Source organism: Flavobacterium restrictum (assembly GCF_007097245.1).
In the GTDB taxonomy this organism is placed as follows: domain Bacteria; phylum Bacteroidota; class Bacteroidia; order Flavobacteriales; family Flavobacteriaceae; genus Flavobacterium; species Flavobacterium restrictum.
On record NZ_VJZT01000002.1, the window covers coordinates 186,558 to 200,784 of the forward strand.

The following is a 14,227-nucleotide window of genomic DNA, read 5'->3' on the forward strand; positions in this document are numbered from 1 at the left end:
AAAAAGTCTAAAGGTTTCTTTTTACTTTTAGACATTTGACTTTCGACTATACAGCAAACAACAGTCTGATTAACTGTTCGTTTTTTGATTGATGATTGAAACTCCGGCTGATTACCGGAGTTTTTGTTTTTTATACTACCTTTGCAAAATAATACAACTGTATCACTCCATCGTATAGAAGATTCACAATTGGAACACTAGTGAATTCCACAAACGATACAAAAAATAAAAAAATGTCTAAAAACACCCTTATTGCCCCTTCTGTTTTGGCTGCTGATTTTGCCAATTTACAACGTGATGTCGAAATGATAAATGCCAGTGAAGCTGATTGGTTTCATATCGATATTATGGATGGCGTTTTTGTTCCCAACATTTCTTTTGGAATGCCCGTACTCGAAGCGATTTCAAGACATGCCAAAAAAACAATTGATGTGCATTTGATGATTGTAAATCCAGATCAATACATTAAAACATTTGCATCATTGGGCGCTAATATCTTGACAGTGCATTACGAAGCCTGCACCCATTTGCACCGTACGCTTCAAGCCATCAAGGACGAAGGAATGAAAGCGGGTGTTGCGCTCAATCCGCATACGAGTATCGACTTGCTAGAGGACGTCATCAACGATATTGATATGGTATGTATTATGAGTGTTAATCCTGGTTTTGGAGGACAATCATTTATAGAAAACACCTACGAAAAAGTGCGAAAATTAAAAGATTTGATCACTAGAAAAGGGGCTAATACGATAATAGAAATTGACGGTGGCGTTACGAATAAAAACGCAAAACAACTTGTAGAAGCAGGTTCTGATGTGCTTGTAGCAGGAAGCTTTGTATTCAAAGCCGAAAACCCAACACAAACTATTGCCAACTTGAAGGAATTGACTGCTTTGTAAAAGTTTCAAAATAGCTTTAAATAAAAAATCCAAAGACAAAATCTTTGGATTTTTTTGTTGTAAAATATATTTTAAAACTCATTCTGGTTCTTGAAAACCTCCTGATTTACTTCGTCTATATAGGTCAATAATTCTTCTTTCCCAGTAGATTCAGTGGCGGATGTTACAAAATAATGTGGCATCTCGGCCCAGTTATTAGCAAACATTTGTTTCTTGTAAGCAGCGATATGCAAAATTGAAGTCAAACGTTTTAAAAGGTATAACCAATTCTTAAATGCAAATCATTGGCTCTGTCAAAGCTTTTATTCTCAAAATCATAAAGAAAGCCAATTCCTATACCTATTTCATAATTAAAATTAGATTTCAAGATATTCCTTCTTACTCCCCATTCTGGAATGAGGGAAATTTGATTTGGAATATTTGTGTTATTCTTATTTGAAATAACAAACCAGTCAGGAATATAGCTAATACGACAAGATAAAAAATTTGCTTCATTATTTTTTGAATCTTTATTTTTTGACATTCTATTAGTAAAATTATAGTACCACCGAGGCTCCATGTTTAGACTTGGAGCTAAAGTGTAATTCGTTTGATTTCCGAATTTTAAATTCACACCAGCATCAAACCCAATTTCTGTTCTTAAACTAAATTCATTAGACAATCTTGATTCATTATTTAACCAAAATCCTAACGGCCCAAATTGGACAGAATAAATAGATTTTTCGACACTTGCAGTTTGTGCATTTATATATTGACCTAATAAAACAGCCAAACTAATATATATTATTTTTATGTTCATTTTGTTTGTTTTTTAAATTTTTTAAAATATTACACCGAAAGATAAACCAAAGGCTGTAATATTATAATTACCCCTATCTTTATTTTTTTTCCAGTTCAATACTTTTTGATTTTTTAAAAATATCTACGTAATACGAAACCTTTTCGTTATTTGAAAAAATTAGACCCACCCCTAATTTTGATGTAGTTCCTTTCCCGTCGAACGAATTTGACCACTTTATATTTCTGCCTGTTTGTAAGTAGCCAAACAAACAATTTGATCTATCTTCATTTGAAAATAATCGAAAATCTAATGAGACTGGAGTTGATAAAAAACTCTCTTTTATATTATAATCAACACTAAAACCTGTCGAAATAGCAATAAAATTATAGATAACCACCCCTTGGATTGTATTTAATTCAACACTTGAGCCGTCAGATGTCCGCTCATCAGTTTTGCTAAACCCAGTAAAATAGCTTTCCGTGTTTTTGGTTATTGACATAGACGTCATGTTCAAGTACTCAAAGATAGATTCTTTTTTATCTTGCGAAAAAACAATGAAAGATTGTAATAAAAATAAGAAAATTATACTTTTTTTCATGCTACTCTATTCCTATGTTAAATTTATTTCCATGCCATGCACCAGCATTATAAACCGCTCCTATTATTTTTACTCTAAAATTAGTTGGTCTTATTAATTGATTTCCAGATCCAGCACCACTCATAGACCAATCTTGACTTCCGTTGTCAGAAAATTTAAATTTAATTTCTGCTCCCCAATCAAATGTTTTTTCTCTAACACCAATTCCAGTTCCTTCATCCAACAAAGATTTTTGAATAATAACCTTTCCGTTCTCTGGAAATTTAGCTACAAATGTTCTATTTGCAGGCGGCAAATAAATATTATTTTGCAATGCACTTCTTAATTGTGAAGTTATGATTGAATACAATCCATCATAAAAGTAATTATTTAATTGACTTGCTTTCAAACTACTATTAACACCATTTTGTATAAGATTATCTAATCCAGTATTACCAGTGCCAAAAAATTCAAATGTTAAACCCAATCCGTCGTTTTGTAAAACTTGAGGTAACGCTGACTCATTTAAATTTGTATATGTAAATCCATTTATTGTCATATTATTTGGAGCATATGAAATTTGTTGATTATTTACATAGTAAGTCTTGCTTTGAGATTGATTATTAATCATTACATTATTTAATAATTTATTCGCATTATACTCAAATTGTGCAGATTCGACTATTAACTTTATTTTATCTGCTGCTTCAACTCTCCACAAGCCTGTCCATCCTCTATATTGATTCACACATTTTACTCCCAAATGATACACAAAAAAATAATTATAGTTAAATGCTTTTGTTTTGACCCTTCTGCGGCTTTGATATTGATCTATGCAAATATTGTTGTCTCCAAAAAGGCTACCAAACAAACCAGATTCAGGGCTACAAGGATTTAAGTTTGACAAAAAGGCATTATAGGCTGGGTCAATTGATGCAGAACGAGAAGTGAGGTTTGGCTTGTTAGTATTCGTAGTTTTATTAGTAACATCAGTCTCAGGTTCAGATAATTTGAAATATTCCAAATCCCCACTAATATTTGTTATTCCTTCATTTGGAAATTCATTATGAATAGCTTCTTTTACTGATTGTTCAGTTGCTATTTTCATGTCTTTAGAAATATTTTTAGAAACTAAATAATCTTCCAGTAAATTGTAATTTTCTATACTTGTTATAAATAAGCCTACATCAGTATATTTACAGATTTGATTACCAATTTGAATTTCTCCATCAGAATTTAAAAATGAAGCATATAAATCATCTCCTATAATTTTTTCAACAGCATCAAAACTATCAATAAACTCATCATCTGCTGCGGTAGAAAGACTTTTGAGGTAAGTATTTTTTTTAGATTTTTCTTTGTAATGATTGTATAAAAAATCTTCATTTTTAGAAGTAACTATGGGTCTTAATGAATAAAACCCTTTTTGATATAGTGGGTTTAATAATTTATCAATTTCTTCATCAGTAGCAGTAGTGTAATCTTTGAAAACGCTAATTAATGACTCTTTGTTTTGAAAGAACAACCTACCATTCTTAACGCTTATTTGTTTGTTTATTACAACAGGTGTAAAACTGTCATAAGGCTCATTCTGACAAGAAGTTAAATTTAAAACAACTAACATTAAAAACAATGCCTTGAATAATTTACTTTTTGTTCTGTTCTGTTCTGTTCCGTTCTGTTCTGTTCTGTTCTCATAAGTTAAAGATTAAATTAAGCATCAAACATACGTAAATGAAATATAAATACTGTTAATTCAACATTAACGAAACAACAATAATTAGAGATTTAATTTTAAAACTCATTCTGGTTCTTGAAAACCTCCTGATTTACTTCGTCTATGTAGGTCAATAATTCTTCTTTTCCAGTAGATTCAGTGGCAGATGTTACAAAATTATAATACGATATTTTTTTTAAAGCTCTAATTTTAAAGCTTTTTAATTGCAGTTACCGCCGCAATCTATAGCATTTTGATAATCCTCTGGAGTTATTGTATATATTTCCGTTGTCTCATTATTGAAAGTATAGTTAAAAATATTTCGATCATTTAAACAAATTCCGTTTGGACAATATTCATACAATATTTTTTTACTATTGTTAAATGTAAAACAGACTTTAGTCAAATAACCTTCATAGAGCATTCGTTGAAAATCAAGATTGTCAGCATAAGGGGGAGAAACAGAAACCTCTTTAGAATACGATTTTCCGTTTAGAATACTAATTTTTTTTGACACATCTGCTTGACTATTGTCAGGGTTTTTATAAGGAATTATCTCTATATTAACGCCCGAATTATTTACAATCTCATAATGATAATGTCTTTCATTCCCTGTTTCTGTTACACAACTTGTAACTTGTACAAATAAAATCAATAATATTAACTTTTTCATAATAATTAATCTTGCCAATTATTAAACAATTCATCTAAATACATTTCAGTAGGATTATTATACTTACTTTTTAAATTATCTTTCCATTGATTCCAATATCTTGCGCCTTTCAAGCCATCTTGCAATTGTTTAAGAGAATAGCTATTCACTCTATCAATTGGAAAATCATTTCCAAAATCTCTCTGATTAAAATCATCAATCATATCGTAGCCTCCAGATGTATAATAATTATCATAATTAAGATCTTGATACTGAAGGTTGTGTAGTTTGTATGAATAATTTGGATTGTTGAATTTAGTCTTATACCGGTTTAAAGTCATCATAATTTCAACAGTAGTCGCCCATGTTTCTAACAATCTTCTATTTCTATTTTGAACAGACGAATGATTATCAAGAAAAGCATCTTTTACCATTAAGCCTCGTCAAGCAGCTGGTCTAATAGTTTTTCTTTTTTATCTGAAATTTTTTGAGTGGGGGTTAAATTACTCCCAAAATAAGGATCTTCTTCTGGAATGTATAACTCTTCCAAAGTTTCATATTGGGCTACGCTAGCTATTTCAGAGTCAATAGGAATTGCGGTATAATAATTTGGAACTTCACTTGATTCAAGTTTAGGTCTAGCATCTAATACTTGCTCGGTAAATATGTAATCTAACGGATAATCAAAAAGAACTACGGAGCTGTCGTGCTTTAAAACAGCTTCCTCCTCCTCTGACTTTGGTTCGAATTTCACATATAAATGTGTAGGCTCTATTTCAAAATTATCATCGATAGCTTCAACATTTGATTTCGATGAAGCATTTTTGTTTTTTAAATTCTGTAATGCTAACTTCATATTTTTTACAGAATAGGGATTTTCTAACTTTACCCCTTTCTTAATCCAATCCTCGCTAGTGGATTTTGATACAGATTCTAATAAATTAGACTCATTACTACAAGAAACAATACTTGTTAGTAAAATTAATCCGAGAAATAGTTTCACTTTTTTAATCTGTGCTGTGCTCACAAGTTAAAGATTAAATTAAGCAACAAACATACATAAATGAAGTACAAATACTATTAAGTTAATATTAACGAAATAACAACTATAATCAGAGATTTAATTTTAAAACTCATTCTGGTTCTTGAAAACCTCCTGATTTACTTCGTCTATGTAGGTCAATAATTCTTCTTTTCCAGTAGATTCAGTGGCAGATGTTACAAAATAATGGGGCATTTCGGCCCAATTATTAGCAAACATTTGTTTCTTGTAAGCAGCGATATGCGAGTCAATTTTGACTTTACTTATTTTATCGGCTTTAGTGAAAATAATACAAAAAGGAATTTCACTTTCGCCCATATACGACATAAACTCGATGTCAATTGTTTGGGCTTCGTGCCGAATGTCTATCAAAACGAAAGCGCAAACTAATTGCTGTCGAGTTTCAAAATAATCCGTAATAAATTCTTGAAATATAGATTTGGTTTTTTTAGAAACCTTGGCATACCCATATCCTGGCAAATCGACTAAAAACCAATTGCTATTGATTAAAAAATGATTTATCAATTGTGTTTTTCCTGGTCTTCCAGATGTTTTTGCTAGCTTTTTATGATTGGTTAGCATATTGATCAAGGAAGATTTCCCAACATTTGATCGTCCGATAAAAGCGTATTCTGGCAAAAAATCTTTGGGACATTTTGTTACATCAGAATTGCTAATAACAAATTCGGCAGTATTAATTTTCATGGTATTTGGTGTAAAAAAATTACCTTAATTACTAGTGTTCGGCTAAATGGGTGTGCGTTAGCCAGTTTTCAAGATGCGTATTGAACTCATCAGGATGCTCCATCATGGCTGCGTGACCGCATTTGTCAATCCAATATAAAGTGGAGTTTGGTAATAATTTATTAAATTCTTCGGCAACTGTTGGTGGCGTAACTTTATCATTTCGACCCCAAATAATACAAGTTTGAACGTGCATTTTTGGTAAATCTTTGGCCATATTATGCCTAATAGCACTTTTGGCAATGGTCAACGTTTTGATTAATTTGATGCGATCGTTTACTGTAGCATACACTTCGTCGATTAATTCTGGAGTGGCTATTTTGGGATCATAAAACACATCTTCGGCTTTCTTCTTGATGTATTCATAATCGCCTCTTTTGGGGTAACTGTCTCCCATAGCACTCTCGTAAAGTCCTGAACTTCCAGTTATTACAAGGCCAGAAACTTTTTCGGGATACATTTTGGTATGGTACAAAGCGATATGACCACCCAACGAATTTCCTAAAAGAATAACTCGGTCTAGCTTCTTGAAGGTAATAAAATTCTTTACATAAATAGCAAAACTCTTAACATTTGTTTTAAGTATGTTTTGCGTGTAAATAGGCAAATCAGGAATGATAATTTTGTAGCCTTTGTTCGAAAAGTAACTCGCAACAGCATCAAAATTACTCAACCCACCCATTAACCCGTGGAGAATTACAATTGGCGTTCCTTCTCCAGCCTCGTAATAGCTGTATTTACCTTCTTTTTTATAGTATTTTTCCATGTATCCTATTCCTGAATTTCAATTATGGCAAATATAGGGTTTAATAAATTAAAAATATTTTTTGACGACAATTTTTAACGTATAACTTGATTTTTTGTTAAAAAAATACATAACAAATTCTTGTTTTTTTCAACCAAAACTTTACTATGGTTTTAGTAATAAATGAAAGCAAAAGGCTAATTTTTAGCAAGAAATAATCAAAATTATTGGTTCTATTAACATTCTTTCAAAGAAATAAAAAACAAGCTAACATTCTGATAGTCTAAAAATTAAGTGTTTTTATTTCAAAGTGGTTAAACTTATCAACAAAGTGGTATATAGTGGTAAATAGTGGTAATAAATTTTATATTTTTGCTCTACATCATTTCAATACTATTTAGGTGAATACAATTGTTGGAACATATGAGTGCAAAGTTGATGCTAAAGGTAGGCTGTTGTTGCCTGCACCTTTAAAAAAGCAATTGGCTACTTCACTTCAAAACGGATTTGTTTTGAAGCGTTCCGTGTTTCAATCTTGTTTAGAATTGTATCCCATGGAAGAATGGAACTTGATGATGCAAAAAATCAATAAACTCAATCGTTTTGTCAAGAAAAACAATGATTTTATCCGTCGGTTTACCGCTGGCGTTAAGATCGTAGAGATTGATGCTTTGGGTCGCTTATTAGTACCAAAGGATTTAGTTTTATTTGCCAGCATCACCAAGGACGTTGTTTTTTCATCGGCTGTGAATATTGTGGAGATTTGGGATAAAGATTGCTATGAAAAATCAATAAGCGGCGAAGATGTAGATTTTGCAGATTTGGCCGAGGAAGTAATGGGTACACTAAATGACGACGATAATGGAATATCATAATCCTGTTTTGCTTCACGCATCAGTTGACGGTTTAAATATTAAGCCAGACGGTATTTATGTAGATGTGACTTTTGGCGGCGGCGGTCATTCCAAGGAGATTCTCAATAGATTGGGTCCTGACGGAAAACTGTTTGCTTTTGATCAAGACGAAGATGCGTTGGCGAATGCTTTGTCTGACGAAAGATTCACTTTGATCAACGAGAATTTTAGATTTATAAAACGTTTTTTGCGCTTTTACGGCATCAAAAGTGTTGACGGAATTTTGGCCGATTTAGGTGTTTCTTCCCATCAATTTGATGTTGCCGAGCGGGGCTTTTCGACTCGTTTCGATGCAGAATTAGACATGCGAATGAGTCAAAAAAACGATTTGAATGCGTATCGTGTGGTAAATGAATACGATGAAGCCAATTTAAAAAGAGTGTTTTTGGATTACGGAGAATTGAAGAATGCACCCGCAATTGCACGAGTAATCCTAGAAGCACGAGAGAAAGAGCCTATAAAAAACACCGAGCAATTAAAAGTAGTTTTAGGACGCTTTTTGCCCGCACACAAAAGCCATAAAATTTTGGCTCAAATGTACCAAGCCATCCGAATTGAAGTCAATCAAGAAATGGATGTTTTGAAAGAATTCCTAGAGCAATCATTAGAGATTTTAAATCCCAATGGGCGATTGAGTGTTATTTCGTATCACTCACTAGAAGATCGGTTGGTGAAACGATTTGTCAAAAACGGGCAATTTGAAGGAGAACCAGAACGCGATTTTTTTGGTAATTTTTCGGTTCCGTTCCAAACAATTGGAAAATTAATCGTTCCCAATGCCGACGAGATAAAAATAAACAACAGAGCACGAAGCGCCAAATTACGGATCGCTGAAAAAAAAGACGCCAAGTAAAGCGTTGAGATAAAATAAAATATAGTTAATACTAATATTTAAAACGTACCCAGTTTTGACTCCCCTCTCCTCTGGAGAGGGGCTGGGGGTGAGGAACAAATGAAAAACGGAGTTTACGGAATATTAAAAGCGAAGTACCTTATTAATGACGATGCACTCAAAAACTGGAGATTCATTGTTTTTTTGATTGTCTTGGCTATTATTATGATTGCAAACACCCAACGATTTGAACAAAAAGTATTCGAAATCAACGAGTTAAACAACAAAGTAAAAGAGTTGCGTTCCGAATTTGTTGACAGACGATCCGAGTTGATGAAGTTGAAAATGGAATCGACCGTTTCGACAAAAATGGAGGAAAAACAAATATTTTCCTCAACTGTTCCGCCTGTTAAAATAAAAGTAAAAAAAGAGGAAGAAAAAAGTTTCTTCAACAAAATATGGCAGTAGAAGATAAAAACATATCGTATCGCATTTATCTAGTAGCAGTTGTTATCTTCATGATGGCGGTTGCTATAGCTGTTAAATTAACTAATATTCAATGGGTTGAGGGCGATTATTATAGAAAATTGGCCAAGGAAAGAACCGTTAGGAACTTTGTAATTCCAGCCAACAAAGGCAATATTTATTCGGCTGACGGAAGTCTTTTGGCAACATCGATTCCTAACTACGAAATTCGGTTTGATGCGGTTGCGCCAAAAACCGAAGTTTTTGAAAAGAACGTAAAATTATTATCGGATTCATTGGCTTTTTTACTCGGAAAAACTTCGGATTCTTATGAAAGTGACTTGCGAAAAGCTAGAGCCAATAAAAGCCGGTATTTTCTAGTTGCCCAAAATTTAAGTTACACCGAATTTGTAAAAATAAAAAACTACCCTTTGTTTAAACTAGGAGCGTACAAAGGCGGAATTATAGTTGAGCAAGAAACCGTTAGAGAACATCCGATAGGACAAATTGCCGAACGAACCATTGGTTACGAACGAAAAACACCAGACGGAATAGCGGACGGAAAAGGAATTGAATGGGCCTATCGCAAATACCTTAACGGAAAAGATGGTCGAATATTAAAGCAAAAAATCGCAAAAGGACAATGGAAACCCATTCGGGATATTAACGAAATAGACCCGCAAGATGGTTATGACGTTATTTCGACCATTGATGTTTTCATTCAAGATATCGCACATCATGCGCTGTTGAAACAATTAGAAGAATATGGCGCCGAACACGGTTGTGTGGTCGTAATGGAAACCAAAACGGGTCAAGTTAAAGCCATTTCTAATTTAGGAAGAGATGAAAAATCAGGTAACTATTATGAAACAATAAACTATGCCATTGCCGAATCGCACGAGCCTGGTTCCACATTCAAATTAGTAGATATGCTTGCGTTACTAGATGATCATAAAGTGGATACAAGCAAGGTATATGATAGTCATGGAGGAACAATAGTTATTAAAGGAGATAAAGTTCGCGATTCTCACGAAGGCGGTTACGGTAAAGTCTCTTTGGCTAGAGGATTCGAAGTTTCGTCTAATACAATAATGGTACAAGCTGTTTATGAAAACTACAAAAGTAATCCTCAAAAATTTGTAGATAGAATTGATAAAATGGGACTAAACAAACCATTAGGATTGCCGTTTCAAGGAGAAGGAAAACCAAAAATACCACATCCATCAGATAAATCTTGGAGTGCTACCTCATTGCCATGGATGGCTTTTGGATATGGACTTGCTGTAACTCCTTTACAAACATTGACATTGTATAATGCTGTTGCAAATAATGGTGAAATGGTAAAACCACAATTTGTTTCGGAAATAAAAGAATGGAATAAAACCATCAAAAAATACGACAAGCAAGTTATCAATCCAAAGATATGTTCTGATGAAACTATCAAAAAAATGAAAACCGTATTGCAAAATGTGGTAAAAAGAGGAACAGCAGCAAAATTGTATTCCAAAGATTTTTCAATGGCAGGGAAAACAGGAACTGCAGCCGCGGGTTATGGCACAAATGGTGGCAGTGACAAATATTATATTTCATCCTTTGTAGGTTATTTTCCAGCAGATCACCCTAAATATTCTTGCATTGTTGTAGTTCATAAACCCAATACATCCAAAAATAATTATTACGGAGCCGATGTTGCTGGTCCCGTTTTTAAACGCATTGCTCAAAAAATATTTACCGATGCGCCAACAACAAATGAGATCAAAAGTCTAGACAAAAAAATACCAAAACAAGAAACAAATTACGATTCGTATTTTGCAAAGTCACAACAAAAAAGACAATCAATTCCAAATGTAAAAGGAATGAGCGGTATGGATGCGGTGGCTTTATTAGAAAATTTAGGGGTAAAAGTAAAAGCAACTGGAATAGGAAAAGTAAAAAAACAATCGGTGCAAGCGGGACAGAATATTGAGAAAAACACAACGATACTATTAGAATTATCATGAAGCTATTAAAAGACCTATTGTACAAAGTAGCCATTGAAGCCGTTATGGGTTCTACGGAAATTGCGATACGCAAAATTGATTTTGATTCTAGAAAAATAGAATCGGATTCCGTTTTTATTGCCATTCGAGGAACTGTTTCTAATGGGCATGAATTTATCGAAAAAGCAATTGCGCTAGGAGCTGTAGCCATTATTTGTGATACATTTCCTGAAGTTATGACAACAGGAATTGCCTATGTTCAGGTAAAAGATACCAATGCAGCTTTGGCATTTATGGCAGCTAATTTCTATGAAAATCCTTCACAAAAACTACAATTAGTTGGCATTACAGGTACCAATGGCAAAACGACAATTGCTTCGTTATTGTATCAATTGTTCAAAAAAGCAGGTTTCAAAGTTGGCTTATTGTCAACTGTGAAAATTTTGGTAGATGATCTCGAATACAAAGCAACACATACCACTCCCGATTCGATTACAATAAACCACTTTTTAAACGAAATGATTCTTGCAGACGTTCAGTATTGTTTTATGGAAGTGAGCTCGCACGGCATCCATCAAAAAAGAACCGAGGGATTGCATTTTGTAGGTGGCGTTTTTACAAATTTGTCACACGATCATTTGGATTACCACCCCACTTTTGCAGAATATAGAGATGTTAAAAAATCGTTTTTTGACAGCTTACCCAAAACGGCATTTGCCTTATCAAATAGTGATGATAAGAACGGACAAGTGATGTTGCAAAATACGGTCGCCAAAAAAAGAACCTATGCCTTAAAATCTTACGCCGATTATAAAGCACAAATTCTCGAAAATCAATTATCGGGATTGTTATTAAAAATTAATGGCAATGAGGTTTGGGTAAAATTAATTGGGACTTTTAATGCCTATAACTTATTGGCTATTTACGGAACTGCTGTTGAGTTGGGCTTGGACAATCTAGAAGTTTTACGTTTGTTATCTGATTTAGAAAGTGTTTCTGGGCGTTTTCAATTTATTGTTTCTACCCAAAACATTACTGCAATTGTAGATTATGCACATACACCCGATGCGCTTGAAAATGTTTTGAAAACCATTACTGCTATTCGGACTAAAAACGAACAACTACTTACCGTTGTAGGTTGTGGTGGCAATCGAGATACGACCAAACGACCAATTATGGCGGGTATTGCAACTGAATTGAGCGACAAAGTAATCCTTACAGCTGACAATCCTAGAAATGAAGATCCCGAAGTGATTATACAGGAAATGGAACAAGGAGTAGCACCACAAAACTACAAAAAAATGTTGTCTATAACCGATAGAAAGCAAGCCATCAAAACCGCCTGCCAGCTAGCGCAACCTAATGATATTATATTGATTGCGGGTAAAGGGCACGAAACATACCAGGAAATAAAAGGAGTTCGTCATGACTTTGACGACATGAAAATAGTAAAAGACATTTTAGAAGAATTAGGCAAATAAGCAGCCTTTTCGATTTTAAAAAAACTAAAAACAAACGAATTAGAATTTAAAAAAATAAAGATATGCTGTATTATTTATTTGAATATTTAAACAAAACAATGGACATTCCTGGAACGGGAGTTTTTCAGTACATCACTTTTAGATCTGCATTAGCATTTATGCTTTCGTTGTTGTTGTCTACCATATACGGAAAAAGAATCATCACTTTTTTAAGGAATCAACAAGTGGGTGAAACCGTTCGAGAACTTGGTTTAGCAGGTCAAAATGAAAAAGCAGGAACGCCTACAATGGGTGGTTTGATTATCATTTTTGCCACATTGGTTCCCGTATTATTGTTCGCAAGGTTGCATAATATTTACATCATTTTACTAATTGTAACCACATTGTGGATGGGAACAATCGGTTTTATTGACGATTATATTAAAATTTTCAAGAAAGATAAAGAAGGACTAAAAGGCATTTTCAAAGTTATCGGACAAGTGGGTTTGGGCTTAATCGTAGGTACCGTACTTTATTTTAGTCCTGCAGTTACGGTTCGAACCGACACGGGAAAGAGTGATATTTTTAAAACCCCTACCGAAAACGTCATTGTACAAGCACCTGTAGAAGTGAAATCTACAGCGACTACTATCCCGTTTTTTAAAAATAATGAATTTAATTACGCCGAGTTATTAGCTTGGACGGGCGAAGGCTACGAAAAATGGGCGTGGTTAATATTTATTCCCGTTGTAATTTTTATAATCACAGCCGTGTCCAATGGAGCCAATTTAACAGATGGTATTGATGGTCTGGCGGCAGGAACTTCGGCAGTATCGGTATTTGCGCTGGGGATTTTCACGTTCGTGTCGGGGAATATTATTTTCTCCAATTACCTTAATATTATGTACATCCCAAATTCAGGGGAAATGACAGTGTTTATATTTTCATTTGTAGGCGCATTGATTGGTTTTCTTTGGTACAATTCGTATCCCGCATCTGTATTTATGGGAGATACAGGAAGTTTAACTATTGGAGGAATCATAGCAGTATTGGCAATCGCAGTGCGAAAAGAAATGCTAATTCCATTATTATGCGGCATATTTTTGGTCGAAAATTTTTCGGTGGTGCTACAAGTTGCCTATTTCAAATTTACCAAAAAACGCTTTGGCGAAGGCCGTAGAATATTTTTAATGGCACCATTACACCACCATTATCAAAAGAAAGGGTATCACGAAAGTAAGATTGTGACTCGGTTTTGGATTGTTGCCATCATGTTAGCAATTTTATCGATAGTAACTTTAAAACTTCGTTAAATTAAAAATTAAAAATTACCAAAATGAAAGAAAACATTGTTCAAGAAAAATCATTCTATTTTGCAGTACGAATAATCAATTTATACAAATATTTGACGAGTAAAAAC

General features: G+C 33.6%; 15 protein-coding genes and 2 pseudogenes. 7 read left to right on the forward strand and 10 right to left on the reverse strand.

The window, feature by feature from the left end:
- Positions 1-233: 233 nt before the first annotated feature.
- Positions 234-899, forward strand: a complete 666-nt coding sequence (gene rpe / locus FNW21_RS02925) for a ribulose-phosphate 3-epimerase (RefSeq protein ID WP_144255238.1) — start codon at positions 234-236, stop codon at positions 897-899.
- Between the two features lie 71 nt (positions 900-970).
- Here rpe and FNW21_RS02930 read toward each other — a convergent pair.
- From FNW21_RS02930 to FNW21_RS02975, 10 genes and pseudogenes are all read right to left on the reverse strand, one after another.
- Positions 971-1,129: pseudogene (locus FNW21_RS02930) on the reverse strand (ribosome biogenesis GTP-binding protein YihA/YsxC); the annotation flags it as partial.
- Positions 1,130-1,149: 20 nt separating this feature from the next.
- A complete protein-coding gene (locus FNW21_RS02935; protein WP_144255239.1) occupies positions 1,150-1,698 on the reverse strand; it encodes a hypothetical protein in 549 nt (182 codons plus the stop codon).
- Positions 1,699-1,777: 79 nt separating this feature from the next.
- The gene (locus tag FNW21_RS02940; RefSeq protein ID WP_144255240.1) at positions 1,778-2,179 is read right to left on the reverse strand and encodes a hypothetical protein; all 402 of its coding nucleotides are present in this window, start codon (positions 2,177-2,179) and stop codon (positions 1,778-1,780) included.
- A gap of 100 nt (positions 2,180-2,279) precedes the next feature.
- A complete protein-coding gene (locus tag FNW21_RS02945) occupies positions 2,280-3,890 on the reverse strand; it encodes a hypothetical protein (protein WP_221932043.1) in 1,611 nt (536 codons plus the stop codon).
- 161 nt (positions 3,891-4,051) lie between these two features.
- Positions 4,052-4,150 (reverse strand): annotated as a pseudogene (locus tag FNW21_RS16500) (ribosome biogenesis GTP-binding protein YihA/YsxC); the annotation flags it as partial.
- Positions 4,151-4,194: 44 nt separating this feature from the next.
- On the reverse strand, positions 4,195-4,647 hold the full coding sequence (locus FNW21_RS02955) for a hypothetical protein (protein ID WP_144255242.1): 453 nt from the start codon (positions 4,645-4,647) through the stop codon (positions 4,195-4,197).
- Between the two features lie 5 nt (positions 4,648-4,652).
- A complete protein-coding gene (locus FNW21_RS02960; RefSeq protein ID WP_221932044.1) occupies positions 4,653-4,970 on the reverse strand; it encodes a hypothetical protein in 318 nt (105 codons plus the stop codon).
- Between the two features lie 89 nt (positions 4,971-5,059).
- Positions 5,060-5,629: a hypothetical protein gene (locus FNW21_RS02965; RefSeq protein ID WP_144255244.1), complete on the reverse strand. Its 570-nt coding sequence runs from the start codon at positions 5,627-5,629 to the stop codon at positions 5,060-5,062.
- Between the two features lie 123 nt (positions 5,630-5,752).
- The gene (yihA, locus tag FNW21_RS02970; protein ID WP_144255245.1) at positions 5,753-6,373 is read right to left on the reverse strand and encodes a ribosome biogenesis GTP-binding protein YihA/YsxC; all 621 of its coding nucleotides are present in this window, start codon (positions 6,371-6,373) and stop codon (positions 5,753-5,755) included.
- 31 nt (positions 6,374-6,404) lie between these two features.
- Positions 6,405-7,178 carry an alpha/beta fold hydrolase gene (locus FNW21_RS02975; RefSeq protein ID WP_144255246.1) on the reverse strand — a complete coding sequence of 258 codons (774 nt, stop codon included), beginning with the start codon at positions 7,176-7,178 and terminating at the stop codon, positions 6,405-6,407.
- 380 nt (positions 7,179-7,558) lie between these two features.
- Between FNW21_RS02975 and mraZ the strand changes: the two genes are divergently transcribed.
- The 6 genes from mraZ to mraY all read left to right on the forward strand — a co-directional run bounded on the left by mraZ (position 7,559) and on the right by mraY (position 14,120).
- On the forward strand, positions 7,559-8,032 hold the full coding sequence (gene mraZ / locus FNW21_RS02980) for a division/cell wall cluster transcriptional repressor MraZ (protein ID WP_144255247.1): 474 nt from the start codon (positions 7,559-7,561) through the stop codon (positions 8,030-8,032).
- Positions 8,007-8,924: a 16S rRNA (cytosine(1402)-N(4))-methyltransferase RsmH gene (gene rsmH, locus FNW21_RS02985; protein ID WP_185963873.1), complete on the forward strand. Its 918-nt coding sequence runs from the start codon at positions 8,007-8,009 to the stop codon at positions 8,922-8,924. The genes mraZ and rsmH overlap by 26 nt, the downstream gene beginning before the upstream one ends.
- A gap of 99 nt (positions 8,925-9,023) precedes the next feature.
- Positions 9,024-9,371 carry an FtsL-like putative cell division protein gene (locus FNW21_RS02990; RefSeq protein ID WP_144255249.1) on the forward strand — a complete coding sequence of 116 codons (348 nt, stop codon included), beginning with the start codon at positions 9,024-9,026 and terminating at the stop codon, positions 9,369-9,371.
- The gene (locus FNW21_RS02995) at positions 9,362-11,368 is read left to right on the forward strand and encodes a penicillin-binding protein (protein ID WP_144255250.1); all 2,007 of its coding nucleotides are present in this window, start codon (positions 9,362-9,364) and stop codon (positions 11,366-11,368) included. Before FNW21_RS02990 ends, FNW21_RS02995 begins: the two co-directional genes overlap by 10 nt.
- Positions 11,365-12,828 (forward strand): UDP-N-acetylmuramoyl-L-alanyl-D-glutamate--2,6-diaminopimelate ligase, encoded by a 1,464-nt coding sequence (locus FNW21_RS03000; protein ID WP_144255251.1) that lies wholly within the window; start codon positions 11,365-11,367, stop codon positions 12,826-12,828. Before FNW21_RS02995 ends, FNW21_RS03000 begins: the two co-directional genes overlap by 4 nt.
- Before the next feature lie 62 nt (positions 12,829-12,890).
- Positions 12,891-14,120: a phospho-N-acetylmuramoyl-pentapeptide-transferase gene (mraY, locus tag FNW21_RS03005; RefSeq protein ID WP_144255252.1), complete on the forward strand. Its 1,230-nt coding sequence runs from the start codon at positions 12,891-12,893 to the stop codon at positions 14,118-14,120.
- The last annotated feature ends 107 nt before the right edge of the window (positions 14,121-14,227 follow it).

What these genes read in the sequence shown, in the direction of transcription:
- rpe (WP_144255238.1), top strand. Translation starts at nt 234, where the DNA reads ATGTCTAAAAACACCCTTATTGCCCCTTCTGTTTTGGCTGCTGATTTT.
- FNW21_RS02935 (WP_144255239.1), bottom strand. Translation starts at nt 1,698, where the DNA reads ATGAACATAAAAATAATATATATTAGTTTGGCTGTTTTATTAGGTCAA.
- FNW21_RS02940 (WP_144255240.1), bottom strand. Translation starts at nt 2,179, where the DNA reads ATGTCAATAACCAAAAACACGGAAAGCTATTTTACTGGGTTTAGCAAA.
- FNW21_RS02955 (WP_144255242.1), bottom strand. Translation starts at nt 4,647, where the DNA reads ATGAAAAAGTTAATATTATTGATTTTATTTGTACAAGTTACAAGTTGT.
- FNW21_RS02960 (WP_221932044.1), bottom strand. Translation starts at nt 4,970, where the DNA reads ATGATGACTTTAAACCGGTATAAGACTAAATTCAACAATCCAAATTAT.
- yihA (WP_144255245.1), bottom strand. Translation starts at nt 6,373, where the DNA reads ATGAAAATTAATACTGCCGAATTTGTTATTAGCAATTCTGATGTAACA.
- FNW21_RS02975 (WP_144255246.1), bottom strand. Translation starts at nt 7,178, where the DNA reads ATGGAAAAATACTATAAAAAAGAAGGTAAATACAGCTATTACGAGGCT.
- rsmH (WP_185963873.1), top strand. Translation starts at nt 8,007, where the DNA reads ATGACGACGATAATGGAATATCATAATCCTGTTTTGCTTCACGCATCA.
- FNW21_RS02990 (WP_144255249.1), top strand. Translation starts at nt 9,024, where the DNA reads ATGAAAAACGGAGTTTACGGAATATTAAAAGCGAAGTACCTTATTAAT.
- FNW21_RS02995 (WP_144255250.1), top strand. Translation starts at nt 9,362, where the DNA reads ATGGCAGTAGAAGATAAAAACATATCGTATCGCATTTATCTAGTAGCA.
- FNW21_RS03000 (WP_144255251.1), top strand. Translation starts at nt 11,365, where the DNA reads ATGAAGCTATTAAAAGACCTATTGTACAAAGTAGCCATTGAAGCCGTT.
- mraY (WP_144255252.1), top strand. Translation starts at nt 12,891, where the DNA reads ATGCTGTATTATTTATTTGAATATTTAAACAAAACAATGGACATTCCT.